Source organism: Daejeonella sp., assembly GCF_036405355.1.
Lineage (GTDB): Bacteria > Bacteroidota > Bacteroidia > Sphingobacteriales > Sphingobacteriaceae > Daejeonella.
This window is the reverse complement of record NZ_DASWXT010000108.1, coordinates 1-20,057: the sequence shown is the minus strand read 5'-3', so window position 1 is coordinate 20,057 and position 20,057 is coordinate 1. Positions and strand designations below refer to the sequence as shown.

Sequence of the window (20,057 nt, the reverse complement as noted above, 5' to 3'; positions counted from 1 at the left end):
CTCATTATTTTAGGAATAGATACGATTTTTTTCTGTAACCATTCACAAGGCTATGATACAGCATTTTATTGTTTTTTTAAAACATTTTATCAATTTAATTGTATGTTTATTCTAAATCAATAAAATTATCCTAATTTAGATTTCATTTGTTTGGCTCGTATTATCGCAATATGAACAAAACTATTTATTCAAGAAATTATTTTTCTTGAAAGAAGCTTAATTGAAATTGAAATTAACACATATATAAACTCTAATTTAAATAACAGAATGTTTGCAATTCAGTCGTTTTCCAGCTTAATAGAAAATAGTAACGCCAACCTTAGCAATACATCAAAGGACTTATTGAACGGTTTGAAGATCTTTCATGAGAATCAGTGGTATATCTGCGGTAACTTAGCTATGAGTGAGGGGCAATTGCCACATAAATTCATTAATTCAGCTCCAACTGATCTTGATTATCAATTACTTGTTAAAGCAGCGTTGCTTCTGGTATCTGATACGGTTGAGCAACCGTTAACAATAACTACAGGTTTTCCTTATTCTACTTACAGGATATACAAGGATATGGCAACCGAATTTCTGAGGAAGACCCATATTATTGAATTTGATGCATCTACTTATAGTAACAGCGGTAAGAGATCTGTTATTTTGGACGTTCAGAATGTTGAGGTCATACCTGAGATTGTAGGTTGTACCATTGCATTGAGAAAAGGGGAACATCAGGCTGAAGGGAATTTCTTTGTGTTAAGTTGTGGATTTGGAACATTTGAATCTGTTCTGAGCATGGAATCAGGAATTGTTGAGCAGACTATGGTAAGCACTCATGGATTGAAATACGCTGTAAACATGATGATGAGTGAGCTTGAAAAGAGCCACTATCTTGGTTTCAGAAATGCGCACCTGATGGATGAAGCATTCCAGAAGGGTTATATAATTCTGAACAGAAAGAATGTTGATCTGAGAGAGATCAGAAGAAATGTTCTAAGATCATATTATAATGAGGTTATATCACCAAATCTGAGAAATGTAATTACGGATGCGAACCTCATGAAATCCAACAAGGTATATCTCTGCGGTGGTGCCATGTTGTATCAGGATCTGGTAGAGTGCTTTAAAAATGAATTTGGCGAAATCGCTCAACTTGAGTTTGTAACTGACCCTGCCAGTTTGGCAAGTAAGGGCTACACACTTAATTCACTTCGTGTATCAGGTGGCAAAAAGCAATCTTCTGTTGGATTGGATATTGGTAATGCAACAACTGTTGTAACTACATTGACAGAATGATTGGCAGGGCTGTAAATTTTATTAAGAAATATCTCGATAAAAAGGACCGCCAAAAGGAGATCGTTGCAGACTTTCACACTACGATAATCAGGGTTGATGATAATTTTATTTCCTCAAGTTCTGTAATTCTTGATGAAAGGCTTATTGGTAACATCTATTCCCTGAAAGAAGTTACCGTAGCCCCGACTGCAGAAATATCAGGTAATATCACTTCCAGGACATGCAATATTAATGGAAAAGTAATTGGAGACATAATATCTACTGAATCTGCGATTATTAAAAGTTCGGCTATAATATGCGGAAATATCAGGGCTAAATCTATTAATGTAGAGCCCGGATGCATCATCAATGGAATGATCAGAATTGAAGGGAATATTGATGAGCATGATCTTATTGAGAAGGTGGAGAACCGGCTACCTCCAAAAGTCCATAAGGAGATTATTGCTATGCCTTATCTGATTTCTGAGCCCGTTGAAGTTGATAAGGAACCTGTAGCTAAACCTATTAGTCAGCCAGACAGGCCATCCGAAACCAATAAGAGGGCCCCGGTACCTGTGTCGAAAACTAAGGCTGTTGTTCCTGCAGATTCTGAAGAGGCTCACAAGCCAAACACAAACAGCTGGTATTGATCATAAACTGTGCTTCTATTGTGACACTCAGATTATAACAGGAGCCATAAATGAAATCTAAAATCTTAATTTTGCAGAATGTTTCCGGGGCATAATTTCCGGAAATATCCTGTAAAATTATGCACGATTCTTCTGCCTCAGTTTCAAACTTATCTGTCCCGTTTTCTGTTCTTGATCTTGTTCCGGTTCTTTCCGGAAAAACACCATCCGACTCATTTAAAAACAGTTTGGATCTGGCAAGGAATTGTGAAAAGTTTGGATATTCCCGGTACTGGATGGCAGAGCATCACAATATGGCAGGGATTGCAAGTTCAGCCACCTCCATTCTGATCTCGCATATAGCCGCCGGAACCAATACCATACGGGTTGGCTCTGGTGGAATTATGTTACCAAATCATGCTCCATTGATTGTTGCAGAGCAGTTTGGTACACTTGAATCCTTATTCCCCGGAAGAATAGATCTTGGATTGGGGCGCGCCCCGGGTACGGATCAGTTAACTGCTATGGCATTACGCCGGAATCTTGAAGGTGCCGGAGAAGATTTTGCCAAAAGTTTGATGGAACTGAGAGCATATTTATCATCAGATAATTCAGAGTCGGCAGTAAGGGCTATTCCAGGCGAAGGTTTGGATATTCCAGTATGGTTACTTGGTTCCAGCACCTACAGTGCCCAGTTAGCCGGAATTTTGGGTTTACCATTCGCATTTGCAAGCCATTTTGCGCCTGCTCAGCTATTTTCTGCTCTTCAGGTTTATCGTGAAAGTTTCAGACCATCTGAATCTCTGAATGAGCCCTATTCAATGGCATGTGTAAATGTTATTGCTGCCGATACTGACAATGAAGCTGAATTTCAGGCCACGTCATTATTTACAACATTTCTGAACGTAATTAAAGGCAAACGGACTAGTCTTCAGCCACCTGTCACTTCGATGGATTTGGTCTGGAATGAGGCAGAACGTTTTGCAGTTATGCAAATGCTGAAATATACTTTTATAGGTTCTGGAGCTAAGGTTGGATCTGCCCTATCCGAATTCGTTTTTAATACCGGCGTGAATGAGATTATGATTAATTCTCATATTTTTGATCATAATGCAAGGGTTCGTTCCTATGAAATTATTTCAGAATATGCTTCCGGAAGAATCAAATAAATATTCGTTCATAACAAAGCGAACCTGTTTTAGCTGAATTTCAAAATTATGTCTACTCTTTCGACTTACAAAGCAGCGTCGGCTGTTGCATTAATTGCAGAAAAGCATTTTGCAGACCATCTGCATGAAGCCGTGCATCGGGGCGAATCGGATCTGGCAGCCGCACCTTCGGCTATCCAGATCGAAATTATGCTGGATATTGCATTTTGGGCAAGCTTAAGAAGAGAGGAGGGGATTTCTCCGAAAATTTCACTAGCTTTCCTTTCACCTGCACAGGCTGGTTCTGCACTTCAGTTTGAGCAAAAACTTGAATTCAGCAGCAAGGTTCTGACCAAGCTGGGCCCCGGGGTTGAGCGTCCGGGAGTTCATTTGGGAGTATGGTATGATGAAAGCGGTTTATATGTTTGGGGTACAACCCATAAAATTCCAAATTGCTGTTTTGTACTGGATGTTTCAGAACCAGGATTACTTGTTATCAAGCATAGAAGGATGCATGGATTTGGGAAGTTTACCAATATCATGGTGCTTCGCGGGGATCAAATCAAGGTAGTGGATGAGAGCAGTGCGAATTTACCGGATTGCCCGATTTTGCTGACTTCATTACTTGGATTCACATCAAAGTCTGATGATAATTCTGTAAATGTTTTGATCCAGCTTGCCACCTCCATGCGTGCACACAAGCATGGTGGAATCTTACTTGTAGTTCCTTCGGCGACTGACGCCTGGCGTGAATCTATCCTGAAGCCTGTTAAATATGCTGTTTCACCGGCATTCACCGGCCTGACTGATTTGATGACTGAGGATCAGAATAAATGGACATCAAGTGTATGGCTTGGCGAACTAAGCAGGGAGATTGAAAGTATTGCCGGACTTACAGCTATTGACGGTGCTACAGTAATCAGTGACCGGTATGAGGTGCTGGCTTTTGGTGCAAAGATTGGCAGGATTGATGGTAGCCCAAGAGTAGAGCGGGTACTCTTAACTGAACCTGTGGTTGGCGGGGAAGGGAAAATTGTTAATCCTGCAAGCAGCGGAGGAACAAGACATATTTCTGCAGCGCAATTTGTTCATGATCAGCGTGATTCAATCGCGCTTGTAGCTTCTCAGGATGGTCATTTTACCATTTTTACCTGGTCGCCATGTGAGAACCTGGTGCATGCGCACAGGATTGATAGTTTGCTTCTTTAAACCGAGTATTTTTACTTAAACGAAAATCTGCCTCCAAAAAATATATTTCAAACATCAAATTTCTTCGTATTCTGTTCGACTTTTGGCTATAACAAAGCCCTCCCAAGGCTAAGAAAGATCTGATAAAGATCCGGGAAGGATTCGGGAAAGATTTGAATATTCCCCGAAGCTGTCTCGGAACTGTCTCGGAACTGCCCCGGAACTGGTACGAAGAAAATAGGAACAATTCCCCTGCTATTCCGGAAGGAAAGGGGGCAAGGGGAGGATCTTGAATTATTGAAATAACTTACCGGGAGAATATTTCTTTAAAGTTAAATGGCTCTAAGAAAATTTGAAAATCTGAGATATCCCGGATATTAAACTGGCATAAGATTCTATTGAAAGTAGGATTTTTTTTGCAGATTTCCAAATTAGTAAATGGGATTTGCGTATTCTGCATTTGATATATTAATCAGTAGATAAAATAGCATATTCAAAATTGTCTGACCAGCCGGTTTTAAGTGGTAGTACTTTTCTTTTTTGTCCTTCCCTGATCATGCCTACTTTCTCTAAAACTTTGATTGATGCAATATTTTCAATTGCACAACCTGCCTCAATCCGATAAAGTTTTAACTCCTTAAAGCCAAAATCAATTATCTTTTTTAAGGCTTCTGTAGCATAGCCTTTATTCCAGAAGGCAGGGTGAAATTTATACCAGACTTCAGCAGTTTGAAATTTCTCTTTGCCTAAGTTAAGAGCAATTAAGCCAATAAATTTCTTTCCTTCAATTAATTCAACTGCAAAGGTAAATTTTTGGATTTTTTCCTTGTTATTTTCAGATAGCCACAGATTTATTATTGCTGCCGTTTGTTCAATATTTTCAGGGATGCCTAAAGTATTAAACCTGTCAGTTTCTGAGAGAGAGTGCAAGTTATGAATAGCTTCTAAATCAGAATATAAGATAGACCTTATGTGAATTCTTTCACTTTTTAAAACAATTCCCCCCATTTTTCAAATATTCTTTTACTGTGGAATTTGCTGACTTAAACAGTGTAATGTTCCAAACCCCCAGATCAGGTCGGTGGCATTAATTGGGATAATTGTTCGGTCAGGGAAACATCCTGCAATGATATTCAATGCTTCCAGATCTTTTGAATCATTAAAAACTGGTACGAGTACAGAAGTATTCAATATGAGAAAATTAGCATAACTCGCAGGCAAGCGAAGTCCGTCGAAATCAAGTCTTGAAGGCATTGGTAAACTGACTATTTTGGGAGATTTACCATTCTCCAGTTTCGCATTCTGAAGTCGTTGCAGGTTATCTTGTAATGCTTTGTAATTACTGTCTTTAGGATCTGATTCTACAACAGTGATGATGGTATCTTCATTTACAAAGCGGCATAAGTCATCAATATGACCATGCGTATCATCCCCAAAAATTCCATCTCCAAGCCAGATCACATTGCTGACACCGAGGTACTCCCTGAAGACTGCCTCATAATCGGCACGGCTGAATCCGGGGTTTCTCACCTGAATATCCGGATGCATCAAACACTCTTCTGAAGTAAGCAGAGTACCCTTTCCGTTCACATCAATGGCACCACCTTCAAGAATAACCGGTTTACCATCGCGAAAAACAGGTATTAGTGGGATTTTAAGATGATTAGCTACAGTCGAGGGAACCTGTCGGTCGAGTTTGTAGTTCTTATACTTTGCCCATCCATTAAAATGGAAATTTAAAGCTTCCCTCTTATCACCATTTTTAACGATGATCGGGCCGGAATCACGCATCCAGCTTCGGTTGGTTTTTTGAAAAATAAAACTCAGTTTTTTGAGGTCTACATGAGCCTTTTCAAGCATTTCAAAGACTTTGTTTTTCTGTTGTTCATCTTTAACCAAAAGAAAGACTTCTTCTGCTTCAGCTATTTTTTTGATAAATTCAACAAAATCCCATTGAACAGCAGCAAATTTGCCGGGCCAATCCTTGCCATTATGTGGAAAGCAAAGTAATATGCCCTGCTGTTTTTCCCATTCAGCAGGAAATCTTCTACCTGTACTCATATTAATCGATGGCTCTTTTTGTGATATCACCAAAGGCATCAATTCTTCTGTCTCTGAAGAAAGGCCAATTTTGACGTACGTTTTCCTGTAGTTCAAGGTCAACCTCAGCGATGAGGATTTCTTCCTGATCATGTGATGCCTGGGCAAGGATCTCTCCCTGCGGACCAGCAATGAATGATGAACCCCAGAATTGAATACCTGCAGTATCTGGTAAATATTGTTCGAGGCCAATACGATTCGCTGCAGCAACATACACTCCGTTTGCAACTGCATGTCCTTTCATTACATTCATCCATGCCCCATGCTGTTTTTCGCCATATTGTTCTTTTTCGAGCGGATGCCAGCCAATAGCAGTTGGATAAAATAACACTTCAGCACCCTGTAAAGCCGTTAATCTTGCAGCTTCAGGATACCATTGATCCCAGCAGATCAGCGTGCCAATCTTTCCTTTTTGTGTTGGGAAAGTTTTAAAACCGATATCTCCGGGAGTGAAATAGAATTTTTCATAAAAATGAGGATCGTCAGGAATATGCATCTTTCGGTACAATCCGGCCTCTGAGCCATCCGTATCAATAATATAGGCACTATTGTGATAGATGCCCGCCATTCTTTTTTCGAAGAAAGGAACGATAATTACTACCCCAAGTTCTTTTGCTAATGCACTGAAAGCTATGAATGAAGTGCTGTAGAGTGGTTCTGCCAGAGCAAAATTTGCTGTGTCTTCAGACTGGCAGAAATAATGACTGCTGTAAAGTTCTGGTAATGAGATTACTTCGGCTCCCTGCTTTGCAGCCTCGCGAACCCAGGTCAGGCATTTTTTTAAATTATTTTCTGCAACATCATTCAGGTTAAGCTGAAGCACAGCAATCTTATAGGTACTTTTTGCCATATGGAATCTTATAGGAGCCTTAAAGCAGCAAAATTAATGAATTTAATTTAATAAGGCTGACAGGGTTCTAAACCCTGTCAGCCTTAGATATTAAAAGCAGAAATTATTTAAATGTTAGTCCTAGTCCCAAACGTATGGTACCCATATCAAAGTTCTCTGAAATCTGGAAGCTCGCCGGGAAGTCGATCTTCTGATAATTGTAACCTGTTTGCAGACCTAAATTAAGTCCTCCATTTACGGGTATGGAGTACGAAAGTCCTGCGCCGGCAGTCAAACCTTTGCTTAAGTTATTAAAGAGCTTTACTGCATAGCCGCCATAAGCATCTAATTTGAGACCGCTGAGTTTAGGGTCGAGGTAGTATGCGGCATTGAGTGTAATGGGCAAGGTATTGTAATTGCCTCCACCTGATTTCCGGTAATTATCAGTCCCTAATGCAAATCCAAGTCCGAAGTTCTCATTCAGGAGTTTTGTAATCCCCGTGCGTGTTCTGAATCCATTGAATGTTGGGTTGCCCGTCAGTGAGGTGCTGCCATGAATAAGGGCACTTATTTCAGTATAATTTATCAGACGTCTTTGCTGAGATATAGCACTGTTGCTAAGTAAGAGGAGGGCTGCAAACAAAAACAGGCTTCGTGGAGCAAATGATTTTATATTCATTATTTTAATTTCAGATCGGTTTATTTATCCCGCTAATATAATCACATAAGCTGATCTCTTTAATCCTTTTTCTGTAAATTTATGGCCAAAGGAATCTTCTAAATCTTCAATCAATCCGAATGGCTTTAAGCTTTGCATCATTAAATTCCGGGAGTAATGGAAATTGCTATTATATTGAAAATGAGTATGATGCAATACTTGTTGATGCAGGAATATCCTGCCGGGAAACTGAAAAAAGGATGGAACGGCTGGGGCTCGCAATGAAAAAAATCAGGGCGATCTTTGTTTCTCATGAACATGCCGATCATATCCGGGGAATCACAGTGATTGCTAAAAAATACAGACTGCCGGTTTACATCACTAATTTGACGCTAAGCCGGTCAGGGCTTAAGCTGGATTCCGATTTGATCAGGACCTTTTATGCCCACCAATCTGTCAATATTGGGGAACTTGTCATTACACCTTTCCCTAAATTTCATGATGCTTCTGAGCCACATAGTTTTACGATAAAGTGCAAAGGTTTTACGGTTGGAGTATTCACCGATATTGGTTTTCCTTGTGAGCATGTTATCCGGTACTTCAGCGAATGTCATGCTGCATTTCTGGAGGCTAATTATGATGAGGATATGCTCGAAAATGGAAGGTACCCCTATCATTTAAAAGCAAGAATCAGAGGGCTTAATGGTCATCTTTCAAATAAGCAGGCCTTTGAACTTTTTTCAGGCAATGGAACTCATATGAGTCACCTTCTGCTCGCTCATCTTTCAAGAGATAACAATGATCCCCGGTTAGTGGTGGAATTATTCAATCAGATTAAATGCAATACAAAAATTACAGTAGCATCAAGAGATCAGGAATCAGAAATTTATCATATTTCTGATTCTGATGTGCCTGCCCGAAGATTAAATTTGGAAACAATTCAATTTTCCTTGTTCTGACATTCAATTGTGAGGTATATCATTTTTCCAATCAGCCTGAATGTTTATATTCGAATTGTGTTTTATTAATCAGCTATGGTCTTAATTATCCTGAATATTATTTTCTGTCTTTCGTTCCTGGTCTTTGCCTGGTTTAATGTAAATGACAATGATTCCTGGCTTTGGGTTCCAATCTATCTTGCTGCTTCGGTTTTTTGCGGACTTGCGGGTTTTGGAATGTTTTTCCCACTCGCTTATTTATTGCTGATTGGGTTTTATCTGGTATATGCTATAATTTTATTCTTCAGGAAGGATGGGGTCAAAGACTGGATTTTCAAATATAAACAACCGAGTATTACTGAAAGTATGCAGGCAACGAAGCCTTATATCGAAATGACGAGGGAATTTTTCGGTCTGCTGATTATTTCTGCAGCACTTGCATTGAATTATTTTATGTCAGGCGGAATTTGAAATAATTTTCAAATGTCCCTAAATTCATCGTTTAAACTATATATTATCGTTATTTTTTGATATTTTTCGCAATATTTAGTCCTCCCGACTAGAAAAAATTCAATTTCTTTGGACATGTTCGATTACGATGCAGAAAGATTAAAGGCGCTCATTATAGAAGTAAGCCGTTCAAACCTCAATCCGGATACCTGGACCTGGTTAAGTGAAAACTTATTGTCAGAAGATTCAAGGCAGATTAATACTGCTTTTGCGGTAATGCCCAGAAAAACCGGGAAATCTGTTATTCAAATCAGTCAGGATCTGCTCAGTAAAATTGATCATGTAAAGCCAGGATTTACTGTAGAAAACTGGACCATGGATAAACTTGGCAGGCTATGCTTATTGTTACATCTTAATCCAGCAGATCAGGAAAAGTATATTAAAACGATTGAAAATCTATTCCTGGCTGCTGAAGTTTCCGAGCTCGTTGCTCTTTATTCATCTCTCCCGGTATTGGCCTGGCCTGATCGATGGAAGTTGAGATGTGCAGAAGGGATTCGCAGCAATATTGGTTTGGTACTCGAGGCGATTATGTATCATAATCCATATCCTGAAAAATATCTGGATGAAAAAGCCTGGAATCAATTAATTCTGAAGGCCTTTTTCACTGATAAGGATATCATTCAGATTCCTGGTATTGATGAAAGAGCCAACGCCGAGCTTGCCCTTACCCTCACAGATTATGCACACGAAAGATGGGCGGCCAAAAGAAAGATCAATCCATTTTTATGGAGGTTTACGAGTAAATTTTTAGATGAGGGCTTAATGCTTGATCTTAAAAAAGTTCTTTTTGAAGGAAGTTTGAGGGAGAAGCAGGCTGCTGCATTAACCCTGGTTCAATCGGGATCTGCATCAGCTTCAGAGCTGCTGAAAAGCTATCCGGAACTTTTGAATGCAATTAAAAACAATGAACTAAACTGGGCAAATATTGCTCAGGAAGAAGAAAATAATTAACTAATTAGAATATGTGTTGCAGCCATTCATTTGAAGACAGAAGACCACAGGTGCCTTCTGAAGCCATGGATCTTGAGATCATCAGGGGCATGAAATTCTTCGACCCTCATGTTCACATGAGTTCACGTACAACTGATGATTATCAGGCAATGGCTGATGCCGGAGTGGTAGCATTGATTGAGCCCGCGTTCTGGCTGGGTCAACCTCGTACCGGCATTGACAGCTTCAGGGATTATTACAGCAGCCTGGTAGGCTGGGAAAGGTTCAGATCATCTCAGTTTGGGATTAAGCATTACTGTACAATCGGATTAAATTCAAGAGAAGCAAATAACGAGAAGCTGGCTGCCGAAGTGATGGAGATTTTGCCATTATTTATCTACAAAGAAGGGGTTGTTGGCATTGGGGAGATTGGTTTCGACGATCAGACTGCTGCAGAAGAAAAATATTATCGTTTGCAACTGGAACTAGCCAAAGAGGCTGGACTTCCGGTTCAGGTTCATACTCCTCATCGTGATAAGAAGAGGGGAACACAACGCAGCATGGATATTGCTATTGAGCATGGTATTGACCCTTACATGGTTATCATTGATCATAATAATGAGGAAACTGTTAAAGAAGTTTTAGACAGAGGTTTCTGGGCTGCTTTCACTATCTATCCTTTTACCAAAATGGGCAATGAGCGTATGGTAGAAGTTGCGAAGCAATATGGTCCGGAGCGTATCATGATCAATTCTGCGGCCGATTGGGGAATCAGTGATCCACTGGCTATTCCAAAGACTGCCGCTCTGATGAAATTGCGTGGAATCAGTGATGAAGATATCCGCCTGATCACCTATTCAAATGCAATTACAGCATTTGCCCAGAGCGGTCAGATCGATGAGAATGACTTTACCAAACCCCAATCTATTGATCAGTCAGAAAAGTTTGAAGGAAATACTGTGCTGCGTGGCGGACAACAGCCGAGAACGGATAAGTCTTCAATGATTATCAGTTAATATCTTGAAAAAACTCCTGGTTTTTCTGCGTCTGATGAGGCCAGCCAATATCGTAACCTCGGTTGCGGATGTGTTGGCTGGGATAGCTATTTCGGGATATTTGCTCGAGGCCGAACAGGAATTTTTACCAGTATTTCTGCTTTGTCTGTCAACAATTGGTTTGTATGGAGGAGGGATTGTATTTAATGATGTTTTCGATGCCGAACTTGATAAGGTTGAAAGGCCTGAAAGAGCAATACCCAGTGGAGCGGTAAGTATAGGGGAAGCAACAGCTCTTGGAATCATTCTTTTAGGAATGGGGCTTTTAGCGGCCTTTGCATATTCAGCCTGGTCGGGTTTGATTGCCTTTATGATTCTTGTTTTTGCCCTGATTTATAATAAATTCGGTAAACATCATTCTTTCTTAGGCCCATTGAATATGGGGCTTTGCCGCGGATTAAATCTCTTGCTGGGAATCAGTATACTTTCCCTTTCAGTTCAAAGTCTATATTTTCTGGGTCTGATTCCATTGATCTATATTTTCTCGATTACAATGATTAGTCAGGGGGAAGTGCATGGATCAAATGCAAACAAATTGTATACCGGGGCCTTTTTATATCTGATCGTGATCGGATCCATATTATATTCGGCAAGCTTACAGCAACATTTACTGTACGCGGGCCTTTTTCTTATTGCTTTTGCCTGGATGATATTTAAGCCTTTGTTTGTGGCTATAAAAGATCCGGTTGGAAGGAATATAGGAAAGGCAGTTAAGGCAGGTGTAATCTCACTAATTTTGATGGATGCGGCCTGGGCTTCAGCTTACGGACAGATCTATTTTGCTTTGCTTATCGCAGCGCTTCTGCCACTATCTTTATGGCTGGCAAAACGTTTTGCAGTTACTTAATTGAAATTTATCTTTATCAAAAATAATTAGCTCCTACGGATCGTTTGAATTTAGCCGGAGTACCAATCTTTATGAATTACTTACAGCAGTCATTTACAATTAAGTTCGAATACAAGGTTTTTTTCATATCCGGTCTTTTTAGTCCAGCTAACCCCCTGTTCAATGATTTTTTGAATGGCATATCGACTGGCAATAATTCCCGTAAAATATTATTCGTAATTGATCAGGGATTCATAGATGCCGGGAATAATGTAATTAATGAAATAAGAGCATATTTTAAGGTTCATCATGCAGTAGAATTGGTGCCTGAGATCATCCTGGTTCCGGGAGGAGAAATTGTAAAAAATGATATTGCCTATTTTGACCGGATCCTTGAAGCGGTCAATACCTGCAAAATAGACAGACATTCCTATATCGCTGCAATTGGAGGAGGATCAGTCCTCGATCTGGTTGGTTATGCAGCTGCTGTTTCACATCGTGGTATCCGGCATATCCGGATCCCCACAACAGTATTGTCACAGAATGATTCAGGCATTGGAGTAAAGAATGGGATTAATTACTTTGGAAAAAAGAACTTTCTTGGAACCTTTGCGCCTCCTGTAGCTGTGTTCAATGACCAGGAGTACCTGAAAACCTTAAATGAAAGGCACTGGCGCTCCGGAATTTCAGAAGCAGTTAAGGTTGCCCTGATCAAGGATCCGGAATTTTTCTTCTGGATAGAAAACAATGCAGGTGCACTGGTTGATAGGGATATAGACACGATGAACTATCTGGTTAAGAGATGTGCTGAACTCCATCTGCACCATATTGCAGGTAAAGATCCATTTGAAAGCGGTTCTTCACGTCCGCTGGATTTCGGTCATTGGAGTGCCCATAAGGTGGAACAGCTTTCAAATTTTGAAATACTTCATGGTGAGGCCGTTGCAATGGGGATGGCACTTGATACAGTTTATTCTAATTTATCAGGACATTTGACCAGTGCTGAAAATCGCAGAATTCTGGATTTATTAATAAAACTGGGTTTTGAACTTTCACACCCTATCATACAGATATCTTCGAGCAATTCAGCGATTTTATCAGGGCTTGAAGAGTTCAGGGAGCATTTGGGAGGTGAACTTACAATCATGCTGCTTAATGGTATAGGTAAAGGATTGGAGGTGCATAAGATTGATAATGAAATACTTATACAGGCCTCCGGATATTTAAAGGATCTCCATCTTGAAAGCAGCAAAGCTTAACCTCTATCTCTGATTTAATTTATGAAACTCACATCCGGACATTTAAGCTATTGTACCAATATCCATTCGGGTGAGAGCTGGAAGGATCATTTTGCCGCATTAAAAGAAAACTTTCCAGGCATCAGGAAAGCGGTTTGCGGGGATCAGGCTATGGGTATAGGCTTGAGGCTTTCCAATTCAGCAAGTTTGGATATACAGTCTCGTGCAGAGTTAAATGAGTTTAAAGAATGGCTGACAGCAAATAATGCCTATGTATTTACGATGAATGGATTTCCCTATGGAGATTTTCATCATGCTGTGGTAAAGGATAATGTTCATGCCCCCGACTGGACCAGCAGAGAAAGAGTAGATTATACCATTCGCCTTTTTAATACACTTGCGAAGCTTTTACCTGAAGGAATGGAAGGTGGGATCTCGACCTCGCCTCTTAGTTACCGCTTCTGGTTTCCGGATAAGGATGATTTTCAAAATGCAGTATTAACTGCTACTAAAAATATTATTGAGATAGCAGAAGAGCTGATCAGGATCAGGCAAAATAGCGCTGTCAAAATGCATTTGGATATTGAACCTGAACCCGATGGTATTCTGGAGTCGGCTTCCGAATTTATCGGCTGGTTTGAAAGTGTGCTTATACCCCTTTCAAAGCAAATTTTGCCGGGTCGGCTGAATATCAGTCCCGAAGAAGCTGAACGGTTTATAAAAGAACATATCTGCCTTTGTTATGATGTATGTCATTTTGCAATCGGTTATGAATCGCACAAAGATGTTATTGAGCTCCTTGGCAGTAAGGGAATTCGGGTTGGAAAAATTCAAATAAGTGCAGCCTTAAAGGCAGACCTTCCGCTTAATCCGGAACTCAGGTCGGGTATCGCTGCTGCGTTTGCTAACTATAATGAGCCAACCTATCTCCACCAGGTAGTGGCAAGAAAAGATGATGGGCTTTTGATGCGATATCGTGATCTGCCCGAAGCCTTAAGTGATTACACCAATCCATTGGTCAGGGAATGGCGGGCACATTTTCATGTACCGATTTTTATCAGAGAACTTGGTTTGCTTCAATCAACCCGGGAAGATATCTCTGAAGTTTTGAAAATCCAGAAGGACAGGCCATTTACTGATCACATGGAAGTTGAAACCTATACCTGGGAAGTGTTACCTGAGGCATTGAAAGCACCAATCGGCGAGAGTATTGTCAGGGAACTGAACTGGGTGAAAGAATTATTACTTAAAAATCAGGCTCATGAATAAAACAGTAGTAATTGATGTTGTCGGATTGTCGACCTCTGTGATGGGTGAATATATGCCCTTTTTAAGAGAATATGCCGAACGCAAGAACCTCATAAGAATCGAGCCTGTATTGCCGGCACTGACTACCTCTGCCCAATCTACTTATCTGACCGGTAAATGGCCGTCCGAAACAGGAATTGTTGGAAATGGCTGGTATGACCGGATTGATTGCGAGATTAAATTCTGGAAACAATCCAATAAGCTTGTGAATGGTGAGAAAATCTGGGAAAGAGCAAAAAAAATCGACCCGGCATTCACCTGTTCGAAAATGTTCTGGTGGTACAATATGTATTCAACAGCTGATTATGCGGTGACACCACGCCCAAATTATCTCGCAGATGGCCGAAAAATGCCTGATTGTTATTCCTATCCAGCAGGTTTGCGTGATATTCTTCAGGAAAAGCTGGGAGATTTTCCTCTTTTTCAATTTTGGGGACCGGGTGCCAATATTGAATCTTCAAAATGGATTGCTGAAGCATCTATGCTCACAGATGAGCTATACGACCCTACATTAAGCCTGATATATCTGCCACATCTGGATTATTGCCTGCAAAAGTTTGGACCAGACTTTTCAAAGATAGCCAAAGAGCTAAGCGAGATTGATGATTTGCTCAGGAAGCTGGTTACATTTTATGAACAGCGATCTGCCGAAATTATTATTCTCTCTGAATATGGGATAGCGCCAGTTAAGCATCCTTTGCATCTGAACAGGCTGTTCCGTGAACATGGCCTGATCGCTATCCGCGAAGAAAGAGGGCTGGAACTGCTGGATCCGGGAGCTTCCAAAGCTTTTGTTGTTGCAGATCACCAGCTTGCTCATGTTTATATTAATGACCCTTCGTGCAAAGATCAGGTGCTTTCAATTTTGAAGCAGGTTAAGGGTGTAGAATTAATACTGGATAAGTCTGAACAGACTGAATTTCATATTGACCATGAACGTTCCGGTGATCTGGTACTTGTGGCAGATGAAGACAGCTGGTTTACCTACTATTTTTGGCTTGATGATGAGAAAGCTCCTGATTACGCCCGTTGTGTTGATATTCATAAAAAACCTGGCTATGATCCGGTAGAAATGTTTATGAGTTCCAAATTACGCGCTGGCTATAAACTTTTAAGGAAGAAAGCCGGATTCAGGTATGTCATGGATGTGATTCCTCTGGATGCAGGTTTGGTAAGAGGCTCGCATGGCAGAACAGGAGTGCCAGACGAATATCAGCCGGTATTAATTTCAGATCGAATAAATCCGGGAGATAAATTTATCGCTACTCAGGTTTATGATCTGATATGGGAGAAATTAACCAAAAAGAAAGAATAGATTTTTTTCCTGTTAATATATTAATTAAATTTCTGCGTCATAACAATTAATCTATTTGCCTTTTGAAACAGCAATTTCAAGATTTGCCGGATATTGTCAGAAGAATTGCCTTTACAGGCAGTGAACAGGCATACAGGGAAATGTTTGAACTCCTTTATTTACCTGTAAAGAAATTTGCTTTTTGCATCTTGCGTTCAAATGAAGAGGCTGAAGAGGTTTCAGAAGATGTGATGCTTACGCTATGGAAGAATAGAAGAACCTTACCTGAAGTTGAAAATGTTCATGTTTATTCACTTGTAATTGCTAAAAATCTTTCACTAAACCTTCTCAAAAAAAAATCAAAGAATAAAACAAGCTCTATTGACGAAGTCGATATGAGCTTTTTTTTTGACAGCTCAAGTCCTGAGCAAATTATCATTGATAATGAGCTGAAAATAAGGCTTGAGAATGCAATACAGTCACTTCCTCCAAAGTGCCAGTTTGTGTTTAAACTGGCAAAAGAAAATAACCTCAGTTACAGGGAGATCAGTGAGATCTTATCTATTTCAGTCAAAACTGTTGATGCCCACCTGGTAGCCGCCACGCAAAAGCTGGCCAAAATTTTCAAATCTGAGTTTCAGATTAAATAGTATTGAAAATAAATTTCATTACCGACTAGGGAATTCCTCCTTTTTTATTGTCCTTAAAGAAAATACTTATTAAAGAGTCTGAAAACAGGTATGCACGAACAGCGCATTATTGAATTAATAACCCGTAAGATTGCAGGGGAAGCCACAGCTGAGGAGTTGGGAGAGTTGTCATACCTTCTGACGAAATCACCTGATGCAGTTTATTATGAAGCCTTGCTGGAACAGGTTTGGGAGCTGGGGCGTAATGAAGAGAAGCCTGATCTTGATGAGGTGTTCAATAAACATAAACTCAAACATAAAACTGAGCTTGATTTCAGATCTGAAGCAAAACTAAAGCCGGCCTTTTTTAAAAAACCAGCCTTCTTTCTGACGATTGCTGCAAGTATTTTACTACTTATCACTACTCATTTTGTAAAAAATTATATCCCGGCAACTAAGGAGGAACGAATAGTGGTTATTGCGGGAAAGGGCATCCGTAAAGAATTTACACTTCCCGACGGAACCATCGTTCTGCTAAACAGTGGCAGCAAAATTTCATACAATTCGGATATACTTGAGAGAAAGCAGCGGGATGTGAGTCTGACAGGTGAAGCTTTCTTTAAAGTAGCTCATGATAAAGTACATCCTTTCATTGTAAAAACCGGTAAAGTTGCCATCAGGGTTTTGGGAACAGAGTTTAACATTAGGGATTATCCGGAAGATGAGGAATCTGAAACCACTTTAATGAAAGGTTCAGTTGAGCTAACTGTGAATGGGCGTGCTCATCAGAAATTTATTCTAAAACCATCTGAGAAATTTGCGATGGTTAAAAAGGACCAGGCTACTGGCAGCCCCCAAAGCAGCTCTGTACTGACCATTGAAAATATTTCTCCGGTAGTATTTGGCGGAAACGAATATATAGAAGAGATATCCTGGACAGAAAACAAGTTTGTATTCCAGAATGAATCATTCGAAGAGCTTCTTCCAAAACTTGAGCGCTGGTACAATGTGAAAATAGTGCTGGAGGGTCCCAATATTGGGTCCTACCGTTTTACAGGAATCTTTGTCAATGAGAATATAATACAGGCTTTAGAGGCCATGCAATTAATTAAATCGTTTAACTATAAACTCACAGAAAATGAAGTAAAAATCTACTAAACAAAAAAAAGCAGGAAATGCGCCAACATTCCCTGCCTTTAAAATCCAACCGTAGTCAAACTACATAATCAGATTATTAACCTTGTAATTCACAAAAGTATGAAAAAACGAGAACTATACAATAAAGTTCTGTTACCTGATTTCACAACCAAAAAACTCTTATTAATGCTAAACTGGACAATAACCTTAACATTCCTTCTTGTCCTGGAAGTATCAGCGAACAGTTATTCTCAAAATGTTAAAGTAAACCTGGATTTCCAGAACGTGAAATTTAAGAGAGCTTTTTCAATTCTGGAACAAAAAGGCAATATCAGACTGTTATACAGCGAAGAAAACCTGCCATCAGACAAATCAATTACTCTAAGCGTTAAAGACACTCCGGTAATGGATGTTCTGGGAATGATATTAAAGGATACGGAGCTTAAATTCCGTGTTCTGGATAATGGCCTGGTAGTTATATCGCCTCAAAGTAAAGAAGAAAAGGATATTGTTGTTACTGGTGTTGTCACAGATGCAAAAGGTGAGACTCTTCCGGGGGTTAGCATTAAACTTAAGGGGACATCAACAGGAGCTACAACAGATATGAACGGTAAGTACACGATCAATGTACCCGACAATGTCACTGTACTTGTATTCACTTATATCGGTTTTAACACCCAGGAGGTGTCAATTAATGGCCGAAGCACTGTTAATGTAATACTGGAAGCGGCAAACACTGCTTTAAATGAAGTGGTTGTAACTGCTTTAGGAATGTCAAAAGAGAAAAAGAGTCTTGGATTCTCAGTAACTGAAGTTAAAGGAAGTGATCTTGCAGCAACTCAGCAATTAAATCCGGTCAATTCATTGATGGGAAAGGTTGCTGGTGTTCAAATTGACCAGAGTGCATCCGGACCATTTGGAAACTCAAGAATTGTAATCAGGGGAAACTCAACTTTAAGTCAGAACAACCAGCCAATATTTGTTATTGATGGAGTCATTGTTGACAATGAATCTGTTGCAGGTGGCCGCGATTTCGCGAATGACCTGTCGAATCTGAACAGCGAAAATTTTGAGAGTGTTTCAATTTTGAAAGGTTCATCAGCTGCAGCCTTATATGGTTCAAGAGCAATCAATGGAGTGGTGCTGATCACGACAAAAAAGGGTAGTAAAGCAAATGGAATAGGCGTTGATTTTTCGCAAAATTTCATGGTTTATGATCCATATAAAGGTCCTGAATTCCAGAATGAATATGGTGGAGGTTCTGTTGGAGCATTCTTTACAGATGCCCGTGATCCGAACTACCAGCCAAATCAAATGTGGACTACGAAAGTGTTCCCGATAGATCCGATTACAAAGGATCCTTACATCGATCCTGCGATTAATCGCGAAAATGAAAACTGGGGACCAAGATTTGCCAATCAGAAAGTTCGTAATTATGACGGTACCTGGACAGAATATAAAGCTGTTCCTAATAACTACCTCGATGCATTCCAGAATGGTACTTTAGGTACTACCAGTGTGGCATTCTCAGGCGCCGGTGATAAAACTACCTACAGATTTGCAGCAACACATGATGATCAGACCGGGATATCTGTGGCAAATAAGATGAAGCGTAATAACTTCAATTTAAGAATTACCCATAAACTGGCTGATTGGCTGAGCACTGATGTAAGCGGAGGCTATACTTCAAGCGATAATACTAATCCCCAGAATCTGGCCTGGGCTCCTTATACTGATACTTTTGCCGGAGATAACTGGGGAGTTGCCTATACCTGGATTTTTCCTCGTAATTATGATACGAAGTACTGGAATCAGCAGTCAAGATATACAAGTCAGACATTTGGCGGATCACCAAGAGGAACCAATCCACTGGAGACTAATAAAGTAATGGCTCCTGAATTTTGGTTCAATATGCATAATACTGTTGCCACAATGGATAGCAGAAACTTTATGGGGCGCTTTGCTTTAAATGCGAAGTTGACCAAATGGGCCAATTTTACCGTTGAAGGTAACATGAATAATAACTATGACAAGTATGAGAACAAAGCTCTTGGTCAGTTTACTGACTTTAGCGGGGGAGGTTATACTTTAAATCAATCTAAAAAGGAAAGTAACTTCCTAAAAGGAATACTTTCATTCAATACGATTAAAATAGCGAAGGATTTAGGATTTAGTGGTTTTACCGGAGCTGAAATGTACAGTTCAATCAGTTCATTTACTCAGGGTAATACTTCAGGAGGATTAATGGTACCTGGTAATTATTTTATTACCAACTCTGTGAATTCGCCGCTTGTTACAGGAGGTGTAAACTATAATAAGAAGATCAATTCCGTTTATGCAAGTGCTGATTTTGATTATAAAAATCAACTTTATC

19 protein-coding genes are annotated in these 20,057 nt (G+C 39.9%); 15 read left to right on the top strand and 4 right to left on the bottom strand.

The annotated features are described in order from the left end of the window. Positions 1-267: 267 nt before the first annotated feature. The 4 genes from VGE44_RS13285 to VGE44_RS13270 all read left to right on the top strand — a co-directional run bounded on the left by VGE44_RS13285 (position 268) and on the right by VGE44_RS13270 (position 4,249). Positions 268-1,284, top strand: a complete 1,017-nt coding sequence (locus tag VGE44_RS13285) for a hypothetical protein (RefSeq protein WP_331079863.1) — start codon at positions 268-270, stop codon at positions 1,282-1,284. After that, entirely contained in the window at positions 1,281-1,913 is a 633-nt protein-coding gene (locus tag VGE44_RS13280) for a polymer-forming cytoskeletal protein (protein WP_331079860.1), read from the top strand. The genes VGE44_RS13285 and VGE44_RS13280 overlap by 4 nt, the downstream gene beginning before the upstream one ends. A gap of 119 nt (positions 1,914-2,032) precedes the next feature. After that, entirely contained in the window at positions 2,033-3,061 is a 1,029-nt protein-coding gene (locus tag VGE44_RS13275; protein WP_331079857.1) for an LLM class flavin-dependent oxidoreductase, read from the top strand. A gap of 48 nt (positions 3,062-3,109) precedes the next feature. After that, positions 3,110-4,249 (top strand): putative sensor domain DACNV-containing protein, encoded by a 1,140-nt coding sequence (locus tag VGE44_RS13270; RefSeq protein WP_331079855.1) that lies wholly within the window; start codon positions 3,110-3,112, stop codon positions 4,247-4,249. A 447-nt stretch (positions 4,250-4,696) separates the two neighbouring features. On the opposite strand, the gene VGE44_RS13265 is transcribed toward VGE44_RS13270, so the two are convergent. The 4 genes from VGE44_RS13265 to VGE44_RS13250 all read right to left on the bottom strand — a co-directional run bounded on the left by VGE44_RS13265 (position 4,697) and on the right by VGE44_RS13250 (position 7,836). Further along, positions 4,697-5,236, bottom strand: coding sequence for a GNAT family N-acetyltransferase (locus tag VGE44_RS13265; protein WP_331079852.1), 540 nt, complete (start codon positions 5,234-5,236; stop codon positions 4,697-4,699). A gap of 15 nt (positions 5,237-5,251) precedes the next feature. Next, the gene (locus VGE44_RS13260; protein WP_331079850.1) at positions 5,252-6,289 is read right to left on the bottom strand and encodes an agmatine deiminase family protein; all 1,038 of its coding nucleotides are present in this window, start codon (positions 6,287-6,289) and stop codon (positions 5,252-5,254) included. A gap of 1 nt (position 6,290) precedes the next feature. Continuing rightward, on the bottom strand, positions 6,291-7,178 hold the full coding sequence (locus VGE44_RS13255; protein ID WP_331079848.1) for a carbon-nitrogen hydrolase: 888 nt from the start codon (positions 7,176-7,178) through the stop codon (positions 6,291-6,293). Positions 7,179-7,281: 103 nt separating this feature from the next. Further along, positions 7,282-7,836, bottom strand: coding sequence for a hypothetical protein (locus VGE44_RS13250; protein ID WP_331079846.1), 555 nt, complete (start codon positions 7,834-7,836; stop codon positions 7,282-7,284). A gap of 119 nt (positions 7,837-7,955) precedes the next feature. On the opposite strand from VGE44_RS13250, the gene VGE44_RS13245 reads away from it, so the two are divergent. From VGE44_RS13245 to VGE44_RS13195, 11 genes are all read left to right on the top strand, one after another. Further along, the gene (locus tag VGE44_RS13245; protein ID WP_331079844.1) at positions 7,956-8,774 is read left to right on the top strand and encodes an MBL fold metallo-hydrolase; all 819 of its coding nucleotides are present in this window, start codon (positions 7,956-7,958) and stop codon (positions 8,772-8,774) included. A 75-nt stretch (positions 8,775-8,849) separates the two neighbouring features. After that, entirely contained in the window at positions 8,850-9,224 is a 375-nt protein-coding gene (locus VGE44_RS13240; RefSeq protein WP_331079842.1) for a transmembrane 220 family protein, read from the top strand. A gap of 114 nt (positions 9,225-9,338) precedes the next feature. Then, on the top strand, positions 9,339-10,217 hold the full coding sequence (locus VGE44_RS13235) for an EboA domain-containing protein (protein WP_331079840.1): 879 nt from the start codon (positions 9,339-9,341) through the stop codon (positions 10,215-10,217). Between the two features lie 11 nt (positions 10,218-10,228). Continuing rightward, positions 10,229-11,212, top strand: a complete 984-nt coding sequence (locus tag VGE44_RS13230; protein WP_324487788.1) for a TatD family hydrolase — start codon at positions 10,229-10,231, stop codon at positions 11,210-11,212. 4 nt (positions 11,213-11,216) lie between these two features. Next, a complete protein-coding gene (gene eboC / locus VGE44_RS13225) occupies positions 11,217-12,098 on the top strand; it encodes a UbiA-like protein EboC (RefSeq protein ID WP_331079836.1) in 882 nt (293 codons plus the stop codon). Between the two features lie 71 nt (positions 12,099-12,169). Next, positions 12,170-13,336: a 3-dehydroquinate synthase gene (locus VGE44_RS13220; RefSeq protein ID WP_331079833.1), complete on the top strand. Its 1,167-nt coding sequence runs from the start codon at positions 12,170-12,172 to the stop codon at positions 13,334-13,336. A 21-nt stretch (positions 13,337-13,357) separates the two neighbouring features. After that, positions 13,358-14,584, top strand: a complete 1,227-nt coding sequence (gene eboE / locus VGE44_RS13215; protein ID WP_331079831.1) for a metabolite traffic protein EboE — start codon at positions 13,358-13,360, stop codon at positions 14,582-14,584. Then, entirely contained in the window at positions 14,577-15,938 is a 1,362-nt protein-coding gene (locus VGE44_RS13210) for a nucleotide pyrophosphatase/phosphodiesterase family protein (protein WP_331079829.1), read from the top strand. Before eboE ends, VGE44_RS13210 begins: the two co-directional genes overlap by 8 nt. A gap of 62 nt (positions 15,939-16,000) precedes the next feature. Further along, a complete protein-coding gene (locus VGE44_RS13205; RefSeq protein WP_331079827.1) occupies positions 16,001-16,567 on the top strand; it encodes a sigma-70 family RNA polymerase sigma factor in 567 nt (188 codons plus the stop codon). A gap of 90 nt (positions 16,568-16,657) precedes the next feature. Continuing rightward, positions 16,658-17,704: a FecR family protein gene (locus VGE44_RS13200; RefSeq protein WP_331079825.1), complete on the top strand. Its 1,047-nt coding sequence runs from the start codon at positions 16,658-16,660 to the stop codon at positions 17,702-17,704. Positions 17,705-17,803: 99 nt separating this feature from the next. Then, positions 17,804-20,057, top strand: a 2,254-nt coding sequence (locus tag VGE44_RS13195) for a carboxypeptidase-like regulatory domain-containing protein (RefSeq protein ID WP_331079823.1), incomplete at its 3' end; no start/stop codon positions are given.

Bases quoted from the DNA above. Each gene is read 5' to 3' on its own strand.
- VGE44_RS13265 (WP_331079852.1), bottom strand. From the start codon at position 5,236: ATGGGGGGAATTGTTTTAAAAAGTGAAAGAATTCACATAAGGTCTATC.
- VGE44_RS13255 (WP_331079848.1), bottom strand. From the start codon at position 7,178: ATGGCAAAAAGTACCTATAAGATTGCTGTGCTTCAGCTTAACCTGAAT.
- VGE44_RS13285 (WP_331079863.1), top strand. From the start codon at position 268: ATGTTTGCAATTCAGTCGTTTTCCAGCTTAATAGAAAATAGTAACGCC.
- VGE44_RS13220 (WP_331079833.1), top strand. From the start codon at position 12,170: ATGAATTACTTACAGCAGTCATTTACAATTAAGTTCGAATACAAGGTT.
- VGE44_RS13275 (WP_331079857.1), top strand. From the start codon at position 2,033: ATGCACGATTCTTCTGCCTCAGTTTCAAACTTATCTGTCCCGTTTTCT.
- VGE44_RS13280 (WP_331079860.1), top strand. From the start codon at position 1,281: ATGATTGGCAGGGCTGTAAATTTTATTAAGAAATATCTCGATAAAAAG.
- VGE44_RS13230 (WP_324487788.1), top strand. From the start codon at position 10,229: ATGTGTTGCAGCCATTCATTTGAAGACAGAAGACCACAGGTGCCTTCT.
- VGE44_RS13260 (WP_331079850.1), bottom strand. From the start codon at position 6,289: ATGAGTACAGGTAGAAGATTTCCTGCTGAATGGGAAAAACAGCAGGGC.
- VGE44_RS13200 (WP_331079825.1), top strand. From the start codon at position 16,658: ATGCACGAACAGCGCATTATTGAATTAATAACCCGTAAGATTGCAGGG.
- VGE44_RS13210 (WP_331079829.1), top strand. From the start codon at position 14,577: ATGAATAAAACAGTAGTAATTGATGTTGTCGGATTGTCGACCTCTGTG.
- VGE44_RS13250 (WP_331079846.1), bottom strand. From the start codon at position 7,836: ATGAATATAAAATCATTTGCTCCACGAAGCCTGTTTTTGTTTGCAGCC.
- VGE44_RS13235 (WP_331079840.1), top strand. From the start codon at position 9,339: ATGTTCGATTACGATGCAGAAAGATTAAAGGCGCTCATTATAGAAGTA.
- eboE (WP_331079831.1), top strand. From the start codon at position 13,358: ATGAAACTCACATCCGGACATTTAAGCTATTGTACCAATATCCATTCG.
- VGE44_RS13270 (WP_331079855.1), top strand. From the start codon at position 3,110: ATGTCTACTCTTTCGACTTACAAAGCAGCGTCGGCTGTTGCATTAATT.
- VGE44_RS13245 (WP_331079844.1), top strand. From the start codon at position 7,956: ATGGCTTTAAGCTTTGCATCATTAAATTCCGGGAGTAATGGAAATTGC.
- VGE44_RS13240 (WP_331079842.1), top strand. From the start codon at position 8,850: ATGGTCTTAATTATCCTGAATATTATTTTCTGTCTTTCGTTCCTGGTC.